Annotated in this window: 24 protein-coding genes; 9 read left to right on the top strand and 15 right to left on the bottom strand. The window is 67.5% G+C overall.

Annotated features, from left to right (window positions below):
* Nucleotides 1–91: 91 nt before the first annotated feature.
* From E2481_RS08400 to E2481_RS08410, 3 genes are read right to left on the bottom strand one after another with little or no spacing between them, the layout of a single operon-like run.
* Nucleotides 92–1,537 carry a DUF402 domain-containing protein gene (locus tag E2481_RS08400; RefSeq protein ID WP_136716685.1) on the bottom strand — a complete coding sequence of 482 codons (1,446 nt, stop codon included), beginning with the start codon at nt 1,535–1,537 and terminating at the stop codon, nt 92–94.
* Complete coding sequence (locus E2481_RS08405) at nt 1,534–1,908, bottom strand: DUF7532 family protein (protein WP_136716686.1); 375 nt, start codon at nt 1,906–1,908, stop codon at nt 1,534–1,536. Before E2481_RS08405 ends, E2481_RS08400 begins: the two co-directional genes overlap by 4 nt.
* Nucleotides 1,909–1,957: 49 nt before the next feature.
* On the bottom strand, nt 1,958–2,116 hold the full coding sequence (locus E2481_RS08410; protein WP_136716687.1) for a preprotein translocase subunit Sec61beta: 159 nt from the start codon (nt 2,114–2,116) through the stop codon (nt 1,958–1,960).
* Between the two features lie 118 nt (nt 2,117–2,234).
* Between E2481_RS08410 and E2481_RS08415 the strand changes: the two genes are divergently transcribed.
* A complete protein-coding gene (locus tag E2481_RS08415; protein WP_136716688.1) occupies nt 2,235–2,501 on the top strand; it encodes a thioredoxin family protein in 267 nt (88 codons plus the stop codon).
* A gap of 72 nt (nt 2,502–2,573) precedes the next feature.
* Here E2481_RS08415 and E2481_RS08420 read toward each other — a convergent pair whose 3' ends face one another.
* Nucleotides 2,574–3,095 (bottom strand): archaemetzincin family Zn-dependent metalloprotease, encoded by a 522-nt coding sequence (locus tag E2481_RS08420; RefSeq protein WP_136716689.1) that lies wholly within the window; start codon nt 3,093–3,095, stop codon nt 2,574–2,576.
* Nucleotides 3,096–3,134: 39 nt separating this feature from the next.
* Between E2481_RS08420 and E2481_RS08425 the strand changes: the two genes are divergently transcribed.
* The 5 genes from E2481_RS08425 (at nt 3,135) to msrA (ending at nt 6,104) form a co-directional block, all read left to right on the top strand.
* On the top strand, nt 3,135–3,536 hold the full coding sequence (locus E2481_RS08425; protein ID WP_136716690.1) for a UPF0146 family protein: 402 nt from the start codon (nt 3,135–3,137) through the stop codon (nt 3,534–3,536).
* Between the two features lie 56 nt (nt 3,537–3,592).
* Nucleotides 3,593–4,465 (top strand): TIGR01548 family HAD-type hydrolase, encoded by an 873-nt coding sequence (locus E2481_RS08430; RefSeq protein WP_136716691.1) that lies wholly within the window; start codon nt 3,593–3,595, stop codon nt 4,463–4,465.
* A 57-nt stretch (nt 4,466–4,522) separates the two neighbouring features.
* Entirely contained in the window at nt 4,523–4,927 is a 405-nt protein-coding gene (locus E2481_RS08435; RefSeq protein WP_136716692.1) for a hypothetical protein, read from the top strand.
* 76 nt (nt 4,928–5,003) lie between these two features.
* Complete coding sequence (locus tag E2481_RS08440; RefSeq protein ID WP_136716693.1) at nt 5,004–5,510, top strand: macro domain-containing protein; 507 nt, start codon at nt 5,004–5,006, stop codon at nt 5,508–5,510.
* 45 nt (nt 5,511–5,555) lie between these two features.
* Nucleotides 5,556–6,104: a peptide-methionine (S)-S-oxide reductase MsrA gene (gene msrA / locus E2481_RS08445; protein ID WP_136716694.1), complete on the top strand. Its 549-nt coding sequence runs from the start codon at nt 5,556–5,558 to the stop codon at nt 6,102–6,104.
* Between the two features lie 5 nt (nt 6,105–6,109).
* Here the strand turns inward: msrA and E2481_RS08450 are convergent, their stop codons facing one another.
* The 6 genes from E2481_RS08450 to E2481_RS08475 all read right to left on the bottom strand — a co-directional run bounded on the left by E2481_RS08450 (nt 6,110) and on the right by E2481_RS08475 (nt 13,744).
* Nucleotides 6,110–7,612 carry a DUF7282 domain-containing protein gene (locus E2481_RS08450; RefSeq protein ID WP_136716695.1) on the bottom strand — a complete coding sequence of 501 codons (1,503 nt, stop codon included), beginning with the start codon at nt 7,610–7,612 and terminating at the stop codon, nt 6,110–6,112.
* Between the two features lie 71 nt (nt 7,613–7,683).
* Nucleotides 7,684–9,303 (bottom strand): histidine ammonia-lyase, encoded by a 1,620-nt coding sequence (gene hutH / locus E2481_RS08455; protein ID WP_136716696.1) that lies wholly within the window; start codon nt 9,301–9,303, stop codon nt 7,684–7,686.
* A complete protein-coding gene (gene hutI, locus E2481_RS08460; protein WP_136716697.1) occupies nt 9,300–10,535 on the bottom strand; it encodes an imidazolonepropionase in 1,236 nt (411 codons plus the stop codon). The genes hutH and hutI overlap by 4 nt, the downstream gene beginning before the upstream one ends.
* Entirely contained in the window at nt 10,528–11,499 is a 972-nt protein-coding gene (hutG, locus tag E2481_RS08465) for a formimidoylglutamase (protein ID WP_136716698.1), read from the bottom strand. The genes hutI and hutG overlap by 8 nt, the downstream gene beginning before the upstream one ends.
* Entirely contained in the window at nt 11,496–13,241 is a 1,746-nt protein-coding gene (gene hutU / locus E2481_RS08470; protein WP_136716699.1) for a urocanate hydratase, read from the bottom strand. The genes hutG and hutU overlap by 4 nt, the downstream gene beginning before the upstream one ends.
* A gap of 131 nt (nt 13,242–13,372) precedes the next feature.
* A complete protein-coding gene (locus tag E2481_RS08475; protein WP_136716700.1) occupies nt 13,373–13,744 on the bottom strand; it encodes a methylglyoxal synthase in 372 nt (123 codons plus the stop codon).
* Between the two features lie 142 nt (nt 13,745–13,886).
* On the opposite strand from E2481_RS08475, the gene E2481_RS08480 reads away from it, so the two are divergent.
* Nucleotides 13,887–16,316, top strand: a complete 2,430-nt coding sequence (locus E2481_RS08480; RefSeq protein WP_169302404.1) for a bacterio-opsin activator domain-containing protein — start codon at nt 13,887–13,889, stop codon at nt 16,314–16,316.
* A gap of 232 nt (nt 16,317–16,548) precedes the next feature.
* On the opposite strand, the gene E2481_RS08485 is transcribed toward E2481_RS08480, so the two are convergent.
* Nucleotides 16,549–18,900 carry a PAS domain S-box protein gene (locus E2481_RS08485; RefSeq protein WP_136716702.1) on the bottom strand — a complete coding sequence of 784 codons (2,352 nt, stop codon included), beginning with the start codon at nt 18,898–18,900 and terminating at the stop codon, nt 16,549–16,551.
* A 64-nt stretch (nt 18,901–18,964) separates the two neighbouring features.
* On the bottom strand, nt 18,965–19,429 hold the full coding sequence (locus tag E2481_RS08490; RefSeq protein WP_136716703.1) for a deoxyuridine 5'-triphosphate nucleotidohydrolase: 465 nt from the start codon (nt 19,427–19,429) through the stop codon (nt 18,965–18,967).
* Between the two features lie 232 nt (nt 19,430–19,661).
* On the opposite strand from E2481_RS08490, the gene E2481_RS08495 reads away from it, so the two are divergent.
* Nucleotides 19,662–21,632, top strand: coding sequence for an aconitate hydratase (locus E2481_RS08495; RefSeq protein ID WP_136716704.1), 1,971 nt, complete (start codon nt 19,662–19,664; stop codon nt 21,630–21,632).
* Between the two features lie 240 nt (nt 21,633–21,872).
* The gene (locus E2481_RS08500) at nt 21,873–23,147 is read left to right on the top strand and encodes a hypothetical protein (RefSeq protein WP_256867889.1); all 1,275 of its coding nucleotides are present in this window, start codon (nt 21,873–21,875) and stop codon (nt 23,145–23,147) included.
* Between the two features lie 114 nt (nt 23,148–23,261).
* Here the strand turns inward: E2481_RS08500 and E2481_RS18665 are convergent, their stop codons facing one another.
* From E2481_RS18665 to E2481_RS08510, 3 genes are all read right to left on the bottom strand, one after another.
* A complete protein-coding gene (locus E2481_RS18665; RefSeq protein ID WP_169302405.1) occupies nt 23,262–23,432 on the bottom strand; it encodes a hypothetical protein in 171 nt (56 codons plus the stop codon).
* Between the two features lie 379 nt (nt 23,433–23,811).
* A complete protein-coding gene (locus tag E2481_RS08505) occupies nt 23,812–24,177 on the bottom strand; it encodes a type II toxin-antitoxin system HicA family toxin (RefSeq protein WP_306293923.1) in 366 nt (121 codons plus the stop codon).
* Nucleotides 24,059–24,337 carry a type II toxin-antitoxin system HicB family antitoxin gene (locus tag E2481_RS08510; protein ID WP_136716707.1) on the bottom strand — a complete coding sequence of 93 codons (279 nt, stop codon included), beginning with the start codon at nt 24,335–24,337 and terminating at the stop codon, nt 24,059–24,061. The genes E2481_RS08505 and E2481_RS08510 overlap by 119 nt, the downstream gene beginning before the upstream one ends.
* Nucleotides 24,338–24,405: the final 68 nt, after the last annotated feature.

Raw genomic sequence — 24,405 nt, forward strand, 5'->3', positions numbered from 1 at the left:
GGGGGTGTCTATCTTCTGAGTCCTGCACGGATCTATGTGCCAACTCTGAAACAGATGCCGTTGTTTCGCTGTCCTCGATAAGATCCACGCGCTAGAGCGCGTTCTCGACGGCCGCGGCGACGCCGCGAGCCTTCTCGGCCAGGTCCTCGGAGACGGATCCGGCGGCGACGGCCGCGTCGAGTTCCGCGTCGTCGACCCGTTCGACGGCCCCGTCGCCGTGTTTGACCACGTCGACGTGGAGGTCGACGTACCGCACGGTGTCGGGGAACACCTCGACCGGCGTGCAGACGTTGACGTAGGTCCCCTTGCGCTCGTTGTCGGCGTCCCGGTACACCGTCGCGTACCACCAGCGGCCCTCCTTGAACTTCGTCACCGCCACGTCGCCGGCCTCGATGTCGACCCCCAGCGCGTCGAGGGTTCCACCCGGCGTGAGTTCGCGCCGGAGCGTGAGCGTGCCTCCCGAATCGAACTCGGCGACCTCGCCCCGGCCGAGACTGATGTATCGCCCGTCGGGCTTGCCGTGGCCGATCTCGACGCTGTCACCGTCCCGGGGGCCGAACTGTCGGGTCACCACGCCGAACGGGAAGTCGGCGTCGCCGTCGCCGGCGGCCCCGCCGCAGAGCGCCTCGGCGAAGTCGACGGCCGCGCTGGCCCGGTCGTCGCCGGCCTTGATGCGGTGGTGGCCCGGCATCGTCGATACGGTCTCTGATCGCTTTTCGTCGAGTTCGAAGCGGGACTCGCGGCCGAACCAGCACCACAGCGTCGCCGACCCCGCCCAGACCGTCGCGGGTGCCGCGTCGTCCGGGTCGGCTGCGCTCGCGAGTGCGTCCTCGATGGCCTCGGCCCGGGCGTTCGTCGCGGCCAGCGCGTCGTCGAGCGCGTCGAAGGCCGCATCGTCGGCCAGGTGGCCCCAGCGGACGCCCCAGCCATCGAGCGGGTCCGACGAGATGAGGTCGACGATGTCCGCCGCGCCCGTCCCCGAGCGCCCCGTTCGCCCGCGGACGAGTCTGGCCAGCGGCCCGGGGAGTTTCAGATCCGTGTCCAGCAGCGGCCGGTCCGATTCCCACGGCGCGGCCGGTTCGCGGACCTGAACCCGCAGGCGGTCGCCTTCCGTGACGTGGTCCGCGGAGTTGTCGAACGGCAGGAACCCCTCGCCACCGCTGGCGGCGACGGCTCCCAACTCCGCGGCCGGCTCGACGCCGTCGCCCAGATCCACGACGGCACCGCTGCCCAGCGTCTCCCGCACCACGCCGTCGAACACCGCGTCCCGTGGCGTCGGGTCCGCCCAGACGAACGCGTCAAGCCCCACGTCGGCCAGCAGCTCCGCGATCGCCGTGACGGACGCCTCGCGCCCGACGACGCCCACGCCCTGTCGGTCGGCGGTGGTCTCGACGCCGGCGTCGGCCGGGACGAGCGGGAACTCGGTCTCGAAGCGGTCGGCGATGGCGTCGGAGGCCTGCACCACCGAGCAGTCCTCGCGGTCGGAAAGCAGCGCGGTCAGCGCAGTGCTGTAGATGCCGCGGACGCGGACGTTCATAGGGCGTCGGGGTCCGTGCTGAACTTCACGCGGTCGTGGACCGTCGGGCCAAGCGTCAGCTCGACGGTGTCGTCGGTGAGGACGCGGCCGCCCTCGACGTAGACTCCCCAGCCGTCGAACTTGAGATAGCCCCGCAGGTCGTCGGCGTGGGTGTAGAGGTCGATGTACTCGACGGTGTGTTCGACGATTTCGCTGCTACTGTGGGCGATGTCCATGTCCGAGTGGACGGTGTCGAGTCCATCGAAGAACGCTTCGAGTTCCCCGGCGGTCTCCCGGGTCGCCTCGACGACCGACTCCGAGACCGCGGCGATCTCGTCGGTGTCGAGGCCGGCCTCGCGGAGTGCCCCCTGCGTGCGCTGGTCGAAGTGCATACGATGGGCTACGAACGGCGGGCTTGAAAACGTCGCGAAAACGGGCGGCCTACACCAGGAGGTTCAGGATCAGGATGCCGAAGCCCAGGAAGGCACCGGTCGCGAACACCGTCCGCGGGTCGATGCGAATCGCGTTGTTGTCCTCGGCGTCGAAATACCGGACGAGGCCGGCACTGGACATCAGCCCCCCGCCATCATTGCTACTCATACTCCTCACTCTCGGGTGACGCCGCCTAAGCTTTTCGCATCGAGGGCACCCCTCCGCCGGTCGATACGCCCAGTGGAAACGCTTATCCGGGCCGCTGGGTTACGATTCGAACAGACCGATGACAGTCACGCTCAAGGATTTCTACGCTGACTGGTGTGGTCCGTGCAAGACGCAGGACCCCATCTTGGAGGAACTGGAAACCGAGTGGGAGGCAGTCGAGTTCGAGAAGGTCAACGTCGACGAGGAACAGGACGTGGCCAACGAGTACCAGGTCCGCTCGCTACCGACCCTCATCGTCGAGAACGACGACGGCATCGTCGACCGGTTCGTCGGCGTCACGCAGGCCGACGACATCGAGGACGCACTCGAGAAAGCCAGCGCCTAACCGGCGATCCCGTTTTTCGTTTCCTCACACCACTGTCGAGAACCATCCACGCGGTCGAGTCCGGCCGGCGGCTCAGAGTACTTCCCGGTTACACGAGCCACAGAGCGTCTCCTCTTTGACGTCGACCTCTCGCACCGTCGGCGAGAAGTTCATCACGCAGCGTTTGTTGTCGCAGTGTTCGAGCCCGAGCGTGTGGCCGATCTCGTGGACGACTTCCTTCCGAACCCGATCGGAGAAGATGTCCTCGGCCGACCGGTTGGAGAAGCCGCCGTCCGAGGAGGTCTGTAAGCGGTACGTGGAGATGACGCTCCCGTTCCCGTCGAGATAGGCCAGGCCGAAGACGTAGTTACGCCGGCGGTAGAACAGATCCTTCGGAGTGATGGCGATGTTCTTTTCGCCCGAGCCGGTCCGGCTGGCGAGTTCGATGAACTCCTCTGCGCGGAACTGGTCGCGATTGGCATCGTACGACCCGTCGGGGACGGGCTGTTCGTCGTGGACCGTTACGTCGCAGTCGTAGACGGTCCGCAGCCCGGCCGAGCCCTCCCGCTTGACCATCGCGGGGACCTCGCCGACCGGCACGATGTCGACGTGCATGCCAACGCCTATGACGGGCCTACCCATAAACATCCCGCCGTGCCCCTATCTCGCCGCGATACCCTCGTCGACTACCTGGCCGCCTTCGACGCGCTCGTCGAGGTCGGCGTCGGCAACCGTCCCGACGTGGCCGAGGCCCTCGCCGATCGCGGCTGTACCGTCGTCGCCACCGACATCTACGACCGGCCGGTCCCCGACGGCGTCCGGTTCGTCCGCGACGACGTGACCGACCCCGACGAGTCCGTCTACGCCGACGCCGACGCCGTCTACGCGCGCAACCTCCCGCCGGAGCTCCACCGGCCGACGCGAGAGGTCGCTCGCCGGCACGACGCGGCGTTCTGTTTCACCACGCTCGGCGGCGAGCAACCGCTGGTTCCCGTTCACCGGGAGACAGTCGTCGAGGGGACGCTGTTCGTGGCCGACGGCGACCGCCCGGCCTGACCTCACCGCTCGAAGAACCGGAAGCGATTTTGAACCCCCGGGTCCTTGCCTCTGCCATGCAGGCAGATGCGGTCGTGCTCGACATCGACGGCGTGCTCGTCGACGTCGCCGACTCGTACCGCCGAGCCATCGTCGAATCGGTCGAGACGGTGTACAGCGACACCATCGAACGCGAGGACATCCAGGCGTTCAAAGACGCCGGTGGGTTCAACAACGACTGGGAACTGACGTACGCGGCCGCGCTGTACGTCCTGGCTCGCCAGTACGGCTTCGACCGGGACGTCGAGGGGTTCACCGACATGATCGCCGCGACCGGCGGCGGCCTCTCGGCGGCCGAGACGGTGATCGTCGACGCCGTGGGGCCGGCCGAGCGCGAACGCATCTACGACGCCTGGGACAAGGCGCGACTCCGGGACGTGTTCCAGCAGCGCTACCTCGGTACCGACCTGTACCGGGAGCTCGAAGGCGGCGACCCGGACCTCGACGCGACGGGATTCATACACGACGAGCCGGTGTTGATCGACCCCGAGGCGATCAACCGGCTCACGAACGAGTTCGCGGTCGGTGTGCTCACCGGTCGCCCCGCCGCCGAGGCCGACATCGCCCTGGAGCGGGTCGGGCTGGACGTGCCCGACGGCCATCGGTTCACGATGGACGACTGGGAGGAGGGGAAACCACACCCGCGGGCGCTGACGACGCTCGCCGACCGACTCGACGCCGAGACGGTGACGTTCACCGGCGATACGTTGGACGACGTTCGGACGGCGGTCAACGCCGCCGAGGCCGACCCGGACCGTACGTACCACGGCATCGGCGTGCTGACGGGCGGGCTCACCGGGGAGTCGGGCCGGCGGAAGTACGAGCGGGCGGGCGCGGACCTGGTGCTCGATTCGGTCAACGATCTGCCCGGCGTCCTCGAATCGACCTGAGTTTCGACGGGGAGGGGTACCGAAACTGATTCTTCGGGCGCGGCCCGTGTGTCACGCATGAACGACGACCCGGTGGTCATCAAACCGGCCGTCCTGGCCTGGGCGCTCGGGTTCGGCGTCTTTCTCGCGTTCGCCGGCGCGTCGGCCATCGGCCCACCGGACCCGGTCACCCAACTGTTCGTCGCGGGTCCGCTCCTCGTCGTCGTCGTACCCGTGATCTATCTCGTCCTCGACGCGGACGACGTGGCCCGTCACGACGAGAAATCGCGGGTCCCGCTCCCGTATCTGGTCGTCGTCACGCTGACGAGCGTGCTCGCGTCGATCCTGGTGCCGCTTCCCGAAACCGGGCTCTCGGCCATCGTCGGCCGCGGCCTGGCGTTCCTGCTCTCCTTCGGAGCCGTCTCGTGGCTCGCCATCCAGTACAGTCTCGATACCGACGAGACGGCCCTGTCGACGGAGTGAGCCACGCACCCGGAGCCCGGACCGCGGCGAGCGGACTGGAGCAAATTTCACAACGCGCGAGGCCGCAGTGACACGCATGGATTTCAGCGTCGTACAGGGAGACATCGCAGCACAGCGCGCGGACGCGCTGGTCAACGCCGCGGGGACGAGCCTCAGGATGGGCAGCGGCGTCGCCGGCGCACTCAGGCGCGGCGCGAACGGACCGATCAACGAGGAAGCCATGTCGAAGGGGCCGGTCGATCTGGGCGAAGTCGCCGTCACGGACGCCTACGATCTGGACGCCGAACACGTGATCCACGCGGCGGCGATGCCACACTACGGCGACGGTCGCGCGACCCCCGAGAGCATTCGACAGGCGACCGCGAACGCGCTCGAACGGGCCGACGACCTGGGCTGTGAGTCCGTCGTACTCCCGGTCCTGGGCACGGGGGCCGCCGGGTTCGAGTTCGAGCGCGGTGCCCGGCTGGTCTGTGAGGCAGTCGACGACTACGACCCGGGAACGCTCACGGACGTCCGCGTCATCGGGTACGGCGACAGTGAAGTCGAACAACTCCGGGAGATCGCGGCCGACCTCCAGGGCTAGTCGGCCGCCGCGGGACTTAACGCGGTCGGGTCCCTAGGGCGGGACATGAGCGAGACCGACGGCTCCGAGCGAGCGACGCTCGCGGGCGGCTGTTTCTGGTGTATCGAGGCGGCGATGAAGGAACTCGACGGCGTCGTCTCGGCCGTGTCGGGCTACGCCGGGGGTCACGTCGACGACCCGACTTACGAGGCGGTCTGTCGCGAGGAAACCGGCCACGCCGAAGCGGTCCAGGTGACCTACGACCCCGGAGAGATCGAGTACGCGGACCTGCTCGAGGTGTTTTTCAGCGTCCACACCCCGACGACGAAAGACCGCGAGGGCCCGGACGTGGGCAGCCAGTACCGATCCGCGGTGTACTATCACGACGAGGCCCAGCGCGAGACCGTCGAGCAATTCATCGCGGATCTCGAAGCCGAAGGGGTCTACGACGACCCCATCGTGACGGAAGTCGAACCCCTGGAGCGGTTCTGGGAGGCCGAGGCCTATCACCAGGACTACTTCGAGAAGAACCCGAACAAACCCTACTGTGCGGCCAACGTCCGGCCGAAAGTCGAGAAGGTCCGAGACCAGTTCGCCGGCGCGGCGACGAAGTAGGATCGTTAGCGCCGCCGTGCGAGCAGTCCGAACAGCGAGAGGATCGCAGCGACGGCGACGCCAGCGGTGAAGCCCGGCCCGTTCGCGGCCGTGATCGTGTAGGGAGTGAAGCTACCGGTCCCGGTAGCGTCGGCGGTCGTCGGAGCCGTACTCCGTCCGTCCGTCTCGGATCCGGTTCGCGTCGTCTCGACAGTGGTCGTGGTGTCGTCGGTCGGTTCGGTGGTCGACGTCGACGGTGGTCGGGTCGTCACGGCCGGCGTTCCGGTCGTCCCGGTCACGTCGACGACCGCCGAGACGGGCTCGCCGTCGGCCCGATACGGGCGGTCGAGCCCGTTCCGATCGAAGACCTGGTCGCCGTCGATGTCGACGTACGCGCTCACGTGGAGCGTGTCGGCCTTGACGGGTTGCGTGAACTGGACGGTCAGATCGGTGTACGTGCCGCGTTCGAGGTAGCGGTTCCCCACGATGGGGCCGTCGGGACCGCCGGCCCGGACGATCAGGAACCCGTTCTGTGAGAGGTTGGTGCGGTCGACGCGGATCCTGTCTTTGGTCTCGATCCGGGCAGGGACGGTCAGTTCCGCGGTGAGGTTCGGAATGCGTCCCTCGGCTTTGCCCACGTTCCGGTCGCCGTTCCTGACGACGACGATCAGTGGCACCCCGCCGGACACGTCGACCAGGTCGAACGACGCGGTGAACTCGGGCTGGGAGCGACCCGTCACGCGGACCGTCCGGCTCCGCTGGAACGGTTCGGGCCCGGTTCCGGTGAGTTCGACCCGAAGTTCCGTCCCGGGTGCGAGCGTCGTCTGGGCGCGGACCCGCTGGTCGGGCATCGGGTACAGGACTGGGCTGTTGCCGCGCTCGCCGACGTCGAACTCGACGGCGACCGGGAAGACGAGGAGGCTCCCGTTCGCCGCGTGGTCGTCGAAGTCGAACTCGAGCTGGTAGCCGTCGCCGGACTCGACCGGTCGCGTCTCCTCGTCGTCGGGGCGCTCGTTCCCGTTCGCGTCGAGCGTCGTCTCGACCGCCGAGAGGTCGACGACCAGGTGGTACGCCCCGTCGCCGGCCCGCGCGACCGAGACCGCCTCCGGATCGTTCAGGGAGAAGACCTTTCGCGTGTCGTTATCGGCGGTGTACCCCTCGACGGCGGTCAGCGACGCGCGGTCGCTTTCGAGCAGCGAGTGGAACTTCGCCGTCGTCCCGTTCCCCGGCTGTGACTCGACCGCGGTTTCGAGGCCGGGGGCGCTCACTTCGACGACGAGCGTGTCCGAAAGCGTCGTGTGTGACCGCGCCGTGAGGTTCACGTCCCCGTACTCGTCGGTCGTCTCGGCACCCTGCATCGACGCCAGGTCGCTCCCCGGCGCGACGAAGACGGTCAGGTTCGCCTCCTCGTCGGCTGCCTGCTCGGTTCCCCCCTCGGCCGTCGGTGATCCAGCCGCGACGCCGACGCCCAGCGACAGGGCAATGGCGACGAGCGCGACCGCGACAGCCATCGTCCGAACGCGCTGCATCTACCTACCGTTCCGTGAGCGAACATATGAGTGCTGGGGTACGAACAGTCTCCCGAGAGGTCAGTCCACTATCACTCCAGCGGCCCCTCCAGCACGTCGATCACTCGGGATTCGAGCAGGCCGCTTGCGACCAGTGCGTCCACGCGCTCGATGTCGGGACTGGGCGGCCGGTCAGCGGTCAGGGGGTCGACAACCTCGCGGACCGCCGCGACGGCCGCGCCGGTCCCGACGCCGTGAGAGAGCGCATCGTCGACGTACTCGGCGGCCTCGGTCGCACAGAGCAGTTCGATGGCGACGACGGTCCGCGCGTTCTCGACGGCGGTCTCGGCCTCGAAAGCCGACTGGGCGCTCATGCTGACGTGGTCCTCCTGGTTGCCGCTGACGGGAACGTTGTCGACGGCAGGGCGACCCGTGGACCTGGCTTCGTCGACGAGCGCCGCGGCGGCGTACTGGGCGAGCATGTACCCCGAGCGCACGCCGCTGTCGGCCGCGAGGAAGGGCGGCAGATGTGACTCCTGAACGTTGGGGTTCAGCAGGCGGTCGACGCGGCGCTCACAGATGGCCCCGAGGTCGGCCATCGCGCCGGCGAGGTAGTCGAGTCGATGGGCCAGCACTGCGCCGTGGAAGTTCCCGCCCGAGAGGACCGCCACGTCCTCGCTGCCGGTGGCGTAGTCGTTGACGTCCTCGCGCGGGTAGACCAGCGGGTTGTCCGTGGCGCTGTTGCACTCGGTCTCGATGGCCTCGCGGAGGTGGGCGACGGCACCCCTGGCCGCGCCGTGGACCTGCGGGAGACACCGGATCGAGTAGGCGTCCTGCACCCGGTCGCAGTTGCGGTGTGACTCGACGATTTCGGAGTCGGCCGTGAGCCGCTTGACGTTGCGGGCGCTGGCGGCCTGGCCGTCGTGGGGTCGCACCGCCGAGATCGCGGCGTCGGCGGCGGCGGTCGATCCCATCGTCACCTCCGTCGTGAGCGCGCCCGCGAGGTCGGCCATCCGGACCGCCCGGGCGGCGTCGTGGACCAGCAAGGCCCCGACGCCGCAGGTGAGTTGCGTCCCGTTGATGAGTGCCAGCCCCTCCTTGGGGGCGAGTTCGAGCGGGTCGAGGCCGGCGGCGTCGAGGGCGTCGTCGCCGGGGAGTCGTTCGGGGTCGGCGTCGTCGGCCCGTCGAACGTCGGCCTCGCCCTCGCCGATCAGGACCAGCGCCATGTGCGCCAGCGGCGCGAGGTCGCCGCTGGCTCCGAGGCTCCCCCGCGAGGGGACGACAGGATGGACGCCCTCGTTGAGCATGGTCTGGAGGTGGTCGACCACGATCTCTCGAACGCCGGAGTATCCCTTGACGAGCGTGTTCAGTCGGGTGGTCATCATCGCGCGGACCTCCGCGCGGGACAGTTCCCGGCCGACACCCGCGGCGTGGCTGCGGACGAGGTTGACCTGGAGGTCGGCGAGTTTGTCGCGGGAGATGCGCTCGGTCACCAGCTCGCCGAAGCCGGTGTCGACGCCGTAGACCGCCTCGTCGGTGTCGAGGAGTTCCGTGACGCGCTCGCGGGCGGCGCGGACGGCGTCGCGCCCGTCGTCCGTGATCTCGACGGGTGCGTCCTCGCGGGCGACGGCGACCACGTCCTCGACGGTCAGCGTCTCGCCATCGATCGCGACTCGATCCGGGAGCGATCCGGGGGACGGCGTGTCGGTCACGCCGCACCCTCTCGCCGGTGAACGACCCGGCCGTCTTTCAAGACCCGCTCGACAGTGTTCACGCCGAAATTGTACGGGACGTGGACGTGTGACGGTGCGTCGAGGACGAGCAAATCAGCGGGTGCGCCCTCGGCGAGCGTCCCGGTCCCGTCGTCGCGGTTCAGGGCGGCCGCCCCCCGGTTCGTCGCCGCGACCATCGCGTCGGCGGGGGTCATCCCCATCGCGGTACAGCCCAGCGCCACTGCGAACTGCATGCTCTGGGAGTAGCAGTTCGGGTTGAAGTCGGTCGCGAGCGCGGGCGGCGCGCCGGCCGCCGCGAACGTGTCGGGGTCGGCGTAGTCGGCCCCCAGCGAGAACGCCGTCCCGGGCAGAAGCACCGGCGTCACGCCCGCGTCGGCCAGCGCTTGAGCGTCCGCCTCGGTCGCGTGCAGGAGGTGGTCGGCGCTGGCAGCCCCGAGGTCGGCGGCCAGCGCTGCACCCCCCAGTCTGGTGAACTCCTCGGCGTGGACTTTCGGCGTCAGGCCGTGGTCCCGACCTGCTTCGAGTACACGCCGGGACTGCTCGACGGTGAAGACGTCCGCCTCGCAGAAGGCGTCGCAGAACTCGGCGACGCCCTGGTCGGCGACCGCCGGGAGCTGCTCGTCGATCACCTCGTCGACGTAGTCGTCGGCGTCCCGGTCCTCGGGGACGGCGTGGGCACCCATGAACGTCGGCACCACGTCGACCGGGTGGGCGTCGTCGGCGCGGTCGATGACCGCGAGCATCCGCAACTCCGTCTCGCGGTCCAGCCCGTACCCCGATTTCACCTCGACGGTCGTCGTCCCGTGTGCGAGCATCGTGTCGAGGTGGTCGAGCAGGTTCGAGAGCAGCGTCTCGTCGCTGGCCGCTCGGACCGCCCGGACCGTCCGGAGGATGCCGCCGCCCTCGGCGAGTATCTCCTGGTAGGTCTTCCCTCGGAGTTTCGCGGCGAACTCGTCGGCCCGGTCGCCGGCGAACAGCGCGTGGGTGTGGGCGTCGACGAATCCCGGGACGACCGCGCGACCGTTGGCGTCGATAGCCCGTGCGGCGTTCTCGGGCGGGTACTCGCGAGTCACGTCGTCGGTCGGGCCGACGGCCGCGATCCGGCCGTCGACCACGGCGATGGCGGCGTCCTCGCGGATCCCGGGGGCTGTGGGTGCGGGGGCGGTCAGGACCTCGCTCGCGTCGTGGAGTACGGCATCCAGGTCAGCCATCGCTCGCCTCCCAGTCGGCACGGGCGGTGAGCGCCGACAGGAAGTGAGCCACCGCGCGTGCGCCCGCCCTCACGGTTCGGTCGCTCTCGTCCAGCGGCGGGGCACACTCGACGACCTCGAACCCGGCGACCCGGTCGTCGGTCGCCAGGAGTCGAACCAGCCGATACAGTTCCCGCGTGGTGAGGCCGCCGGGCGTCGGCGCGCTCACGCCGGGGGCGGCCGTAGCGTCCAGCACGTCCATATCGAGGCTCAGATAGACGGTGTCGACGGACGCCATCGCCTCGCGCAGGCGGTCGGCCGCGGTTACGGTGTCCATCCCCACCTCGTCGGCGGTGACGATGGTCCCCCCGCGGCCCGTGACGTACTCGGCGTACTCGGTACTCGTCTCGAAGTGGCGCGCGCCGGCGACGGCGAAGGCGTCCAGGCCTGCCTCGTGGAGTTGTCGATAGGGCGTCCCGCTCGTGGGTTCCCCGCGGACCTCCCGGCAGTCGAGGTGGGCGTCGAAACTCACGACGCCGACCGACCCGCGCTCGACCAGCGGCGCGACGTTGGCGTAGGTCAACGAGTTGTCACCCCCGAGGAAGACCGGGAGCGCCCCACGGTCGTAGATGCTGGCGGCCACGTCTCGAACGGTGGCCTGGACCTCGCTGGAGCGCATGGTGGTCCACTCGCCGGCGATGGCCGCGATATCGCCGAGGTCGCCGACCGACCTGACCGGTCCCGCGTCGAAGTGGTGGGTCTTGGTCGCCGCCAGCTCCCGACGGAGGGCAGCGGGCCCCTCGCTCGCTCCAGGGCGGCCCAGCACCGCGCCGTCGTACGGTTCGCCGACCAGGACCGCCCGCTCCTCGGCGGCGGTTTCAAGCGTCGCGGGGAATATCACGTCGCCGAACTGCTCGTCGTTCGGATCCGAGGAGTCACCGTCCCACGCGGGCGGTTGCGTGAACGGGTGGTCGCGCCCGCTCATGAGTCCTCCTCCCGCATCGGGATCGACACGCCCGACGCCTCGGCCTCCGCGATCGCGTCCTCGTAGCCGGCGTCAGCGTGCCTGACCACGCCCATCCCGGGGTCAGTCGTGAAGACCCGTCGGGCCTTCTCGGCGGCCAACTCGGTGCCGTCGAGGACGACGTGGTTGTTCGCGTGCAGCGCGTTCCCGATGCCGACGCCGCCCCCGTCGTGGACACTGACGATGTCCGCGCCGGCCGCACAGTTCAACAGGGCGTTCAGGATCGGCCAATCGGCGACGGCGTCCGAGCCGTCTTGCATCGCCTCGGTCTCGCGGTTGGGCGAGGCGACGCTGCCCGCGTCGAGGTGGTCGCGCGTGACGACGATGGGTGCCGAGATCGCCCCGTCGGCCACCAGCTCGTTGATGCGAAGGGCGAAGCGAGCGCGCTCGGTGAGCCCCTCGGGATCGTCTTCGGACCGGTAGCCCAGCCAGCAGACTCGCGAGGGCAGGCCCTGAAACGCGACTTGCTCCTGTGCGAGGTCGATCCAGCGATGCAGGGCGTCTTTCTCGGGGAACAGGTCCTTGACGGCCTCGTCGGTCCGGTGGATGTCCGCGGGGTCGCCCGAGAGGGCCACCCACCGGAAGGGGCCCTTTCCCTGGCAGAACAGGGGCCGGATGTACGCCGGGACGAAGCCCGGATAGTCGAATGCACGGTCCATCCCGCGGTGCTCGGTGACCTGCCCGCGGATGTTGTTGCCGTACTCGAAGGCCACCGCACCCCGCTCCTGCAGGTCGAGGATGGCTTCGACGTGGCGTTCCATGGTGTCGAGGGCGTCCTCGCGGTAGGTGTCGGGGTCCCGCTCGCGCAACTCGTCGGCCTCCGCCACGGAGTAGCCCGACGGGTAGTATCCCTCTAACTCGTCGTGGGCACTGGTCTGGTCGGTGACCACGTCGGGGATCACCTCGCGCTCGATGAGTCTCTCCAGGAAGTCCGCGGCGTTCGTGTGGACCCCGATGCTGTACGGCTCCCCCCGGTCGGCGTGTTCGCGGGCCTGTCGGATGGCCGCGTCGAGGTCGTCGGTCTTGGCCTCGAGGTAGCCCGTCTCGATGCGGCGGTCGATGCGGGCCTCGTCGACCTCCGCGGCAATGCAGACCCCCCGGTTCATCGTCACCGCCAGCGGTTGCGCGCCGCCCATCCCGCCGAGGCCGCCCGTCGCCACGATCTTGCCTTCGAGCGAATCGTCCCCGAACTCCTGGCGAGCAAGTTCCGCCAGCGTCTCGAAGGTGCCCTGGATGATGCCCTGGGTACCGATGTAGGCCCACGACCCGGCGGTCATCTGGCCGTACATGATCAGGCCCTTCGCTTCGAGTTCGTGGAACTGTTCCCAGGTGTCCCACTTCCCGACGAGGTTGGAGTTGGCGATGAGGACCCGCGGGGCGCGCTCGTGGGTCTCGAATCGGCCCACCGGCTTGCCCGACTGGACCAGGAGGGTTTCGGCGTCGCCCAGGTCGCGCAACTCGGCGAGGATGGCGTCGTAGGCGTCCCAGGACCGGGCTGCGCGGCCGGTCCCACCGTAGACGACCAGATTTTCGGGCTTTTCGGCGACCTCCGGGTCCAGGTTGTTGTTGAGCATGCGGAGGGCCGCCTCCTGTCGCCAGCCCCGGCACTCGATGTCGGTCCCGGTCGGCGCACCCCGGTACTCGCGCCACTGCGCCGAGGGCTCGCCGACGCCGTGGCCCGACCCCTCTGTGTGCTGTGCCATGCCACCACATAGGGAACGGTTCGACGTAACTGTTGGGCGACCGAACGATGCGGCGACGATAGTCGTGGAGAAACAGGGGACGGAAAACCGACGACATCCGCCACCGCGGACCAGCGGACGGCGACCCAGCCTCACTCGGCGCCGAGGCCGTCGAGGAGGTATCGCGCGCCGGTTTCGGTGGTCGCCAGCGGCACGTCGTGAACGTCACAGACGCGCAGGAGCGCGGAGATGTCGGGTTCGTGGGGCTGTGCGGTCAGGGAATCACGGAGGAAGACGATACCGTCGACGGCACCGTCGGCGACTTCGCTGGCGATCTGCACGTCGCCCCCGAGCGGGCCGGAAGCCTTGCGTTCGACGGTCAGGTCGGTCTCCTCGGTGATGCGCTGGCCGGTCGTGCCGGTGCCCAGCAGGTCCCAGTCGGCGAGTGTGGCCTCGTACTCGCTAACCAGGTCGATGATGTCGGGTTTCTTCTCGTCGTGGGCGATGAGTGCGACGCGCGCCATGGGCTCTAGATGCGAGTCCGGGCACGTAGCCGTTCCCCCCGAGCGCCGGAATCAAATCCTGAAACCTCGCCGCGAGATTTATCTCAGGGGGGGTCGTTGCTCCGATATCTGACGCATGGGACGGAGCCAGCGGGTTCTCGTGGTGGACCCGAATAGCGGGACGGACCGGCGGATCGCAGCGGCAGTCGAATCGCTCGACGGAGTGACAGTCGAGACTGTCTCGGCCGACGCGGTCGGCGACGAACTCGACGACGAGAACGCCTGTGTCGTGACGGAACACACGGCAGACGGTCCCGACGGACTCGCAGTGCTCGAAACGGTACGGGCGAGTCACGGGACCGTCCCGGTGGTCGCAGTGCTCGACGCGGACGTGGCAGCGAGCGCGACCGACCTGCTGGACGCCGGGATACACGAGGTGGTCCAGCGGACCGGCGACTGGGAGGGACTGCTCCGACGGCGCGTCGAGCGGGCGCTGGAGACGGCCGGCCGCGAGGCGCGACTGGAGACCTACGAGACCATCGTCGAGACGATGGATGAAGGGGCGTTCGTCCTGGACGAAGACGGGAAACGGGTCTTCGTCGACGAGCGGACGGCCGACCTGTTCGACCGGTCGAAAGCGGAGTTGCTCGACGCGACGGCCGAGAGCTACGCCGAGGAGGGAATCATCGACGATGGGGCGCTCACGCAGTACCAGCAGCGCCGGGACGCGGTGCTGTCGGGCGACAGCGACAGCGAACAGCTGGAAATCGAGATGGACCTGCCGACGACCGACGGACGAGTCACGGCGGAGACGCGACTCAGCCGGATCGACCGGACCGGGAGCGACGGGGCCGCCGTCGGCATCAGCCGGGACATCTCCGAGCGCAAGGAACTGGAACGCCAGCTCCGGGAGAGCGAACTCGCACTGCGTGAACTCTCGGCGGTCTCCGCGCGTTCGGACCTGCCCTTCGAGGAGAAGGTCCAGCACGTCCTCGATATCGGGCGGGAACGCGTCGGACTGGAGTCGGCGTTCCTGGCGGTCATCGACCCGAAGGCCGATCCCGAGACCGGCGGGTTTCGGGTCGTCGTCGACGACGGCAACGACGAGCAGTTCGCCGAGCGGACCGACCAGCCGCTGTCGGAGACGTACTGTCGGAAGACCATCGACGCCCAGGGGCCGCTGGCGGTCAGTGACGCCCGAGCGGAGGGCTGGGCGGACGACCCCGCCTACGAGCGGTACGGGCTGGGGTGTTACCTCGGCGGGACCGTGACCGTCGACGGGGAGCTGTACGGAACGCTCTGTTTCGCCGCGCGCCAGCCCCGCGAGGAGCCCTTCACCGAGAGCGAGCGCCAGTTCGTCGAGTTGCTCACCCAGTGGGTCAGCTACGAACTCGCACGCCGCCAGCGCGAGGGGGAGCTCCGCCAGTTGCTCGCCCGCATCAACGGCCTCATCCGGGACGTCATCGAGGTGCTCGTCGAGTCCTCGACCCGGGAGGAGATCAACGAGCGCGCCTGCGACCTCCTCGCGGGGGTCGAGGGGTACGACCTCGCGTGGATCGGCGACGTCGACGTCGACGGGAACGCGCTCACGCCGACCGCGTGGGCCGGCGATGCCGACGTCGACATCGGGGACCTGTCGCTCCCTCTCGACGCCGACGACCCGGGACCGAGCGTGCGAGCGCTTCGGGAGGGCACTACCCAGCATCGCGAGTTCGCCGCCGGGGAGCCGATCGGGGAGTTCGGCGGCGAACCGGCACAGGGGTTCCGGACGGCCATCGCGGTCCCGCTCGCGTACAAGGACACCCAGTACGGCGTGATGAGCGTCTACACGACCGATCCCGATACCTTCAACGCACACGAACAGGCCGTGCTCTCGGCGCTCGGGCGGGCGATCGCCAACGCGTACAACGCCATCGAGACCGGGCGCATCCTCGGGACCGACCAGGTCATCGAGCTGCAGTTCACCGTCGGCGACGACGCCCTGCTGTTCAACCGCATCGCGACCGCCGTGGACTGTGAACTGTCCTACGCGGGCTCGGTGTACCAGCCCGACGGCTCCCTGCGACTGTTCGCGGAAACGACGGGGGCCGCCGCCGACGCGGTGCTTTCGGCGGCCGAGGACGCCGGCGTGGAGACGGCGGCCTGTCTCGCAGACGAGGACCAACAGCTGTTCGAGTTCGTCGTCAGGGACGCGTTCGTCGAGACCATCGCCGACCGCGGGGCGGTGATGCAGACGCTCGACAGCGAGAACGGGCAGGCGCACGTGACCGTCGAACTGCCGGCGAAAGCCAGTGCTCGCGAGTTCTTCGAGTTCGTGGCCGACCGGTACGACGATACCGACCTCGTCGGCTACCACGAACACAACCGCCCGGTCGAGACCCGCCAGGAGTTCCGCGCCGCGCTCGAAGACCGGCTGACCGACCGCCAGCAGACCGCGCTCCAGTCGTCGTATCTCAGCGGCTTCTTCGAGTGGCCCCGCCCGGTCTCCGGGGACGAACTCGCCGAGTCCATGGACATCTCCCGGCCCACCTTCCACCAGCACCTCCGGGCCGCCGAGCGAAAGGTGTTCGAGGAACTGTTCGACCCCGAGTGAGCGCCTAACGAGTTGGGTACAATCGGTTTATCATTACGCGTCGTCACTGAGAGTGCGGTACCTGCCGATTCGGGAACACCCGAAGGCTCCACACGTTCCGGGTCGGTAGCCGCACCGACGCCAGGCCACCGTCACGGCACATCCCGCAACCCAAATCACCACACGGCTCCTGTAACCGCGTGCCGGACGGTCGGCGCAGGTGTCTCTCCCTCTCTCTCCGATTCCCGACGGATCAGCCGTCGGTTTCGTCGGGAGCAACGATGTCGACGCCGCTCACCGTGAACCGAGCACCGCCGCCGTCGCTTTCGGACACGGAGACGGACCAGCCGTGCGCGTCCGCGATCGTCTCGACGATGTCGAGACCGAACCCGGTTCCCTCCTCAGTAGTGGAGTAGCTCGCCTCGAACACCCGGTCTCGCTCGTCCGGTGGGATGCCGGGGCCGTCGTCAGCGACGTAGAACCCGGCCGGGTCGGCTTTCGCACCGTCCGGCGTCGACGGCCGGCTCCCGGTCGTCAGGCCGACGGTGACGGTCACGCCGTCGCCGGAGCTCTCCGAGTTTTCGCTCCCGGTAGCACCGTGCTCGACTGCGTCCTGACGAGCCTGCGAGTCAGGGCTCGTGGAGCCATGCTCGACTGCGTTGCGAAGGAGGTTCTCGAACAGCGAGTAGAGCCGGTTCCGGTCGGCGACGACGCTGGCGTCGGTCGACACCGAGAGCGTGGACTCGCCGGTCCGGATCGTCGACCAGACCTCCCGTGCGACCGACTCGATCGCCACGGGTTCGGTCTCCTCGACCACGCGCCCCTGGCGGGCGAGTTCGAGCACGTCCTCGATGAGGTCGTCCATGCGGTCGAAGGCCGACCGGGCCTTCCGGTAGTGGAGGTCTTCACCGGTCTCGTGGAGCAGTTCGGTCCGTTCCCGGGCGACGGTGAGCGGCCCGCGGAGGTCGTGAGAGACGACGCTCGCGAACTCGTCGAGTCGTTCGTTCTGGCGTTCCAGTTCCCGTTCGTACTGTCGGCGTTCGGTGATATCGCGAACGACGCCGGCGGTCCCGCGGTAAGTGCCGTCGTCGTCAGTGAGGATGCGGAACCGGACCTCGCAGGGACGGGACTCGCCATCGGCCGTCTGCAGGTTGATGTCGAGCGAGCCCACGTCGCGGTCGGTCGTCCGCAACTCGTCACGGACCGCCAGGGCGTGTTCGACGTCCGCGTCGGAGAGGACGAGCGTCGCCGACGAGCCGACCAGGCGGTCGCGGTCGTAGCCGGTCAGGTCCGTCATCGCGTCGTTGACGGTGACGAACTCGAGGTCCTCGTCGGCGACGTAGACGCCGTCCCCGACCGTCTCGATCATCGTCTCGTACTGTTCGAGTTCGCGCTCGCGCTCCTTGCGGTCCGTGATGTCGACCAGCGCACCGAGCAGCGCTGGTTCACCCTCGTACTCGATGACGCCACTGTGAACCTCGAAGTCGAAGCGGCTGCCGTCCTTCCGGACGCCGGTCAGTTCGTACTGCAACTGGCCCACGTCGCCCTGCTCGCGGCGACGGATGTTCTCGCGCAGTCTGTCGTGGTCTGCCTCGGCGACGATGTCGAAGGCAGTCATCCCGTCGGTGAGCTCCTCGGGCGTGTACCCGAAGATGCTGGCGGCTTTCGGGTTTATGTACTCGATGACGCCGTTCCGGATGATGTAGATGCCAAAGAGGTCCTGTTCGACGACGCGGCGATAGCGCTGTTTGGCCTGGCGGAGCTGTCCCTCGCGTTCCTTTTGCTCCGTGATGTCGGTAACGACCCCCTCGAGAACGGCAGTCCCGTCGTCGGCCGTGTCGACGGCCCGCCCCTGTTCCCAGACCCACCGAATATCGCCCTGCTTGGTCTCGATGCGGTACTCCAGTTTGTACGGAACGCCCTCCTCGATCGCGGCCTGGACCGCGTCCCAGACCTCCTGGCGGTCGTCGGGATGGATGACGTCTTCGGCGTAGGTGATCGCACCGGCCGTGAGTGCTTCCTTCGAATACCCCGATATGTCGAGCGACCCGTCGCTGACGAACTCCATGGGCCAGTCGGGCTCGTTCCGACACCGGTAGACCATCCCCGGGAGGTTGCTCATCAGCGTCGAGAGCACGCGCTCGCTCTCTTCCAGCGCGTCGGCCGTGCGCTGTTCCCCGACGGCTCGCTCGATGCGGTTCGCGAGGACGGTGTACTGGTCGGTGCCGACTTCCTTCTGGAGGTAGTCCGTGACGCCGGCCGAGATGGCCTCGCTGGCGATCTCCTCGCTGCCTTTCCCGGTAAAGAGGATGAAGGGGAGATCGGGGTCGGACTCCCGGACGGCTTCGAGGAACTCGAGGCCGTTCATCCCGGGCATGTCGTAGTCGCTGACGATGCAGTCGATCGGTTCCTCGGCCAGTCGGTCGAGCGCCTCGGGCGCACTGGTCTCGGTGACGACCGAGAGGTGCTCCGAGGTCTTCTCCAGCCACAGCGCCGCCGTCTCGCCGAGGCTCGGTTCGTCGTCGACGTGTAGCACGCGGATCCGCGTCGGGCCCGACGAAACCACCGATTCCCGGTCGACCCGGTCGTCCGCCCCGTCGCTCATTGAGCGCATCTATGGCGGGTCGGTGTATAATTGTGTTCCCGATTCGACAGCTCGATATCCCGCCCTAGAGGTGTTCGCCCTGATAGGAACCGTCGTAGGTCCCCTCGTGGTCGGCACCCGCAAGGACCAGTTGAGCGATCCGTGCCCCGCGTTCGAGTTCGATGTCGTAGTGGACTTCGAGGAGTCCCTCACCGCGCCCCTCGTATCCCGCGTCCCAGACGGCCGTATCCAGCATGCAGGAGTTGCGCAACAGTGACGACCGGGGATAGAGGAAGCCGACGTGTTCCTCGGGGATGGTGATCGTCTCCCCGTACCGGACGATGTAGCCGCCGGGCGGGAGCCGGTAGACGCCGTCCTCGTCGGGGTCGAGTTCCCGTCGGTCGCCGATGGTTTTGCCGTCACGTTCGAGACGCCCCGGACTCGTCTGTTCGAAGACGGCCCCGAGCGTGAGGTCGACGCCGTTGGGCTGAACCTGTGAGTCCCGAAGCTCGCCGAGCTGGTCGGCCAGGAACGCGCCACTCCTGAACATGGCTGGTCGAGCAACGAGCGCGGGCAAAAACGTGCCGGTCCGGGCCGCCCGCCGCCGACGCCGGGCGTTTCGTGGGTTCGAAGGGAGAATGTAGCACATACCTCGGTAAAAAGCTGTTCGTGAAGGGGACGAAAGGCGTCTAAGGGATACTAGTACTGGGGGATTCGCCGGAATACACTAATTGGATTAACTCGCATGATTTATGTCCACGGACCGTCCACGCACAGACGTTATGGGACAGACGCTTACGGAAAAGATTCTCGACGACCACCTCGTCGAGGGAGAACTCGAGACCGGTGAGGAGATCGGTATCGAGATCGATCAGGTCCTCACACAGGACACGACTGGGACGCTCGTATGGCTGCAGTTCGAGGCGCTCGGCCTGGACGAAGTCCAGACCGAACTCGCCGCGCAGTACTGCGACCACCAGACCTACCAGTTCGACTTCAAGAACACGGACGACCACCGCTTCCTGCGCTCGGCGGCCGGCACCTTCGGTGCGTACTTCTCCCGGCCCGGCAACGGTATCTGTCACAACGTCCACAAGGAGAACTTCGCCGCCCCCGGCAAGACGCTCCTGGGTTCGGACTCCCACACCCCGACCCCCGGCGGCCTCGGTCAGCTCGCCATCGGGTCCGGTGGCCTGGACGTCGCCGTCGCGATGGGTGGCGGCCCGTACTACATCGAGATGCCCGAAGTCGTCAACGTCCGACTCGAAGGCGAACTGCCCGCGTGGGCGACCGCCAAGGACGTCATCTTGGAGATGCTCCGTCGCCTCTCGGTCAAAGGCGGCGTCGGCAAGATCTTCGAGTACACCGGCCCGGGCGTCGAGAGCCTCTCGGTGCCCGAGCGGACGACCATCACCAACATGGGGACCGAGCTCGGTGCCACGTCCTCCGTGTTCCCGACCGACGAGCAGACCGAGGACTACCTCGCCCGTCAGGGTCGCGAGGACGAGTTCGTCGACATCGGCCCCGACGAGGACGCCGACTACGACGACCAGATCGTCATCGACCTCTCGGATCTGGAGCCGCTCATCGCCGAGCCGTCGATGCCCGACAAGGTCGTCCCGGTCCGCGAAGTCGCGGGGCAGGACGTCGACCAGGTCATGATCGGTTCCTGTACGAACGGCGGCTACGAGGACATCCTCCCGAGCGCGAAGATGCTCGAAGGCCGCAGCATCGAGCCCGACACCGAGATGATCGTCGCACCCGGCTCGAAGAAGGCCAGCGAGATGCTCGCCCGTGAAGGCTGGACGGCCGAGATGATGGCCGCCGGCGTCAACTACTCCGAGGCGACGTGTGGTGCCTGTATCGGCATCGGCCACGTCCCCTCCAGCGACTCCGTCTCCCTGCGGACCTTCAACCGCAACTTCGAGGGTCGCTCCGGGATCGAGGACGACAACGTCTACCTCTGTTCGCCCGAGGTCGCGACCGCCGCGGCCATCAAAGGCGAGATCGTCGACCCGCGTGACCTGGCCGACGAACTCGGCGACCTGGAGGACCCAGGCTTCGAGCTCCCCGACGCCTACGAGGGCGCGGAGAACGACATCATCACGCCGGACGACCCCGTCGACGACGAACTCGTCAAGGGGCCGAACATCGGCGACGTCCCGCTGAAAGACGAGCTCGACGCCCATCTCGAAGGGCCGACGCTCCTCAAGATGCCGGACAACATCACGACCGACCACATCATCCCTGCAACGCAGGACATCCTGATGTACCGGTCGAACATCCCGAAGCTCTCCGAGTTCACGCTCTCGCGTGTCGACGAGGACTTCGCACAGCGCGCACTCGACAGTGACGGCGGCTTCCTCGTCGCCGGCGAGAACTACGGTCAGGGGTCCTCCCGCGAGCACGCGGCCCTCTGTCCGATGTATCTCGGTGTCGAGGGCGTCCTCGCACAGAGCTTCGCCCGCATCCACAAGGCGAACCTCTTCAACTTCGGTCTCATCCCGCTCGAGATCGACGCCGAGGACTACGAGCAGATCGAGGAAGGCGACAACATCGAGATCGTCGACGACGTCGCCGAGGCGGTTCGGTCCGGCCAGGAGGAGTTCACCGTTCGCGTGAACGACGACTGGGAACTGACCGCCGAACTCGACGCCTCCGAGCGCGAACGCCAGATCCTCGCCGACGGTGGGAAGCTCTCCCACACGAAAAAGCAGGCCGAGGACGGCAGCGGCGCGCCTGCTGACGACTGACCACGTTTTTACTTCGGTGGGTTCGCTTCGCGAACCTCACCTCGTAAAAACGTGGGCGAAAAACACCTGCTCGCTCCCCGTTGGCTCGCGAGCAGAGAACCACCTCGCACGCTCCGCGTGCTCGGCGGACGCTAATTCTCGATTTCTTTTGCCGCGCTATCGCTGACAGCGACATGTACCGAACAGTTCATGATGGCGGAGCAACGTATCCGAGCCGTGCGCAGGACGATTCCGCGACGAGTGGTTCTCAGCGGCATCGCGGCCGGTGCAGCGGGACTGGCCGGCTGTTCGAGCGATAGCACGGGTACCACGGCGGACCCGGACGAGGAGTCGACGCCGGACAGCGACCGACCGGCGGAAGAGCAACCGGAGGAGGAGACGCCCACCGACCGGGGAACGCCGGCACCGGTGGAAGCGACGGTCGTCGACACGACGGACCCGCCGGAGGACAGGGACATCGAGCCGTCGGTGACCTTCGAGATCACCAACAACACCGACGAGCGGCTGCTGGCGGCGCGCATGGAGTACAAGGAGTCGGCCGTGGTCACGGGCACCTTCTTCGACCTGGCGCCCAACGAGACTCGGACCCACGAGGTCGACTACCCCTATCCGGACCCGAACGACCCAGTCACAGTCCCCGACCAGTGGACCTGGTTCCCCGGAGACGACCTCAGTCGGTTCGAAGACGACGCGCCCGCGGTCGAGCGGCCGGTGTCGACCGACGACGGCTGGTACCACGCGGTCGAGAACCGATCGGACATGGCTCTCGACGACGTGGAAGAGGTTCAGGCCATCGGCACCCACGACTTCAGGAACGACCTGGAACTCGACGGCGCGGTTTCGGACGGGCAGTTACTGATCGACACGGTCGAGTATCCGCCGGCCCCGTGGGAGTACAGTTGGGAGGTCGAACTGACTGGCGTAACCGGAACGGAGCGGTTCCCCGTGAGCGTCCCGCCGCTGGAGCCCTCGATCGAGGACGTGACCGTCGAGACGACGGAACTCGAGGAGGGCGACCGACAGTACGGGCTCCAGTCGGTGGACGTGGATATCGCCGGAGCGACCGGCGGACCGGTCTTCAACGCCGAGGTGCGGCTCTACCAGACCGGCGACAGCCTCCAGACGTACGACGGTGGCGAAGAGCCGGATTTCAACCCGATCGGCTGGGAGGACACGACCGCCCCGCGTGCGCCGTCGTTTCTCGGCCTCGCGGAGCTGACGGTCGGGGACGAGCACGACGGGGCCGATACGATCTTCGACGCTGGAGACACCGTCGATCGAAGCGACATGACCCGGACCGTCTCGTTCCAGCGCGAAAACAGGAACGTTCGGGGTATCGTGTTGAGTCACCACAGCTTCGAGCCGATGGGAGACCGCGGTGCCGACGAGAAAATGGGACTCGACGGGTTCGAGTTACCGCTCGACGAGGACGAGCGAGTCGGGGCGATGCTCGTCTGCGGGAACTGCGTCCTGGACTACGAGACGTCGGCGTCGTTCGCCAGTCAGATCAAATAAAATCAGTCGTCGGGCCGGTCGTCGCGGTGTGTCATACGGAATGCTGTAGAACGTTTCCGCATCGACCGCCCGACTGCGGGCGGTCGTAGCGGTAAACAGCTACAGCAAACCGTATCAGGCCACGAGCCCGTGCCAGTCGCAGTCCACACACCCCAGCAGTCCCTGGCCGTCGACGACACTGCTCTCACACTCGGGACAGGTCGAGACGTCGATCGACACGGTCTCGTAGTCGACAGTCAGCCGGTCTACCACCGTCACATCGGTCGGTTCGTGTTGAAGCACCATCTGGAGACACCTCGGGTCGAGATACCACGCCACCACCTCGTGACGCCGTTCGACCGCACCCGTAACTACCACCCGTTCATATAAATCGATGACCGTTTATATACCCCCGAACCGCCGGACGTGAGTCGGTCGGCGTGATGGCCTTATATGCATATTAGCACCATCGTCCGCGGGGCGGACTGGTCAGTGTGGCCACTGGCAGAACAGTCAGTGGAGTGGGGTCACGCTGTTTCGAGAGTGGTGGCTCGGGAAAGGTCCTCGTCACAAGGGGCTCAGAGGGGGTAACTGTTCGTCACTGCCACCAGTGGTAGTTTCTAGTCCGTGGCTGAAAAGCAATCCGTTCGGCCACCAACCAGTAGTACTTATTTTGTGAGGAGTGTCATCGGCTCTGATCAACCCACTCGCAGAACGAATGAAAGTCTTCAGCACCGGCCTGGTCGGCAATATCCTGCAGTGTTCCTGTCGGAATCGGGTCTGCTTTCGGAACCGTCACAGTCCGAACCTCGCCAGTGTCTGGGTTCTCGTACCGGAGTGTCGTATGGCTTCCCTTGCCACCGACGGGGACGAACCCGTGTTTAGTGAGTGCTTTGAGTACGTCCGTCGAAGAAAACGTCGTCCGGACCACGTTATTCCAGCCACGGCGGCGGGCCGTCACTGCCGATCTCGACATCGATGCCCTGCTCGGCGAGATATGCCTCGGGATCATCGATCTCCTCACCCTCACCAAAGTGGCTATCGAGGGCATCGGCGAGCTGGCGGAGTGCTTCAACTTCGGTATCGCCGAACGATGCGACACCGGATTCGACGTGCCGTGCAGTCACGCGGCCGTCGTCCTCGTGGACGAACTCGACACCTGCCGGCGGTGTGCGGTCACCATCACCGCCACCGTCGGCGTCTGTGCTCATACCTGAAATCAGGGTAGAGTCGTACATAAGTCCTCGGCCATCCAGATGAAGCCAACTGAAAGCTAATC

It is taken from the genome of Halorientalis salina, assembly GCF_005049285.1.
GTDB classification, from domain to species: Archaea; Halobacteriota; Halobacteria; order Halobacteriales; family Haloarculaceae; genus Halorientalis; species Halorientalis salina.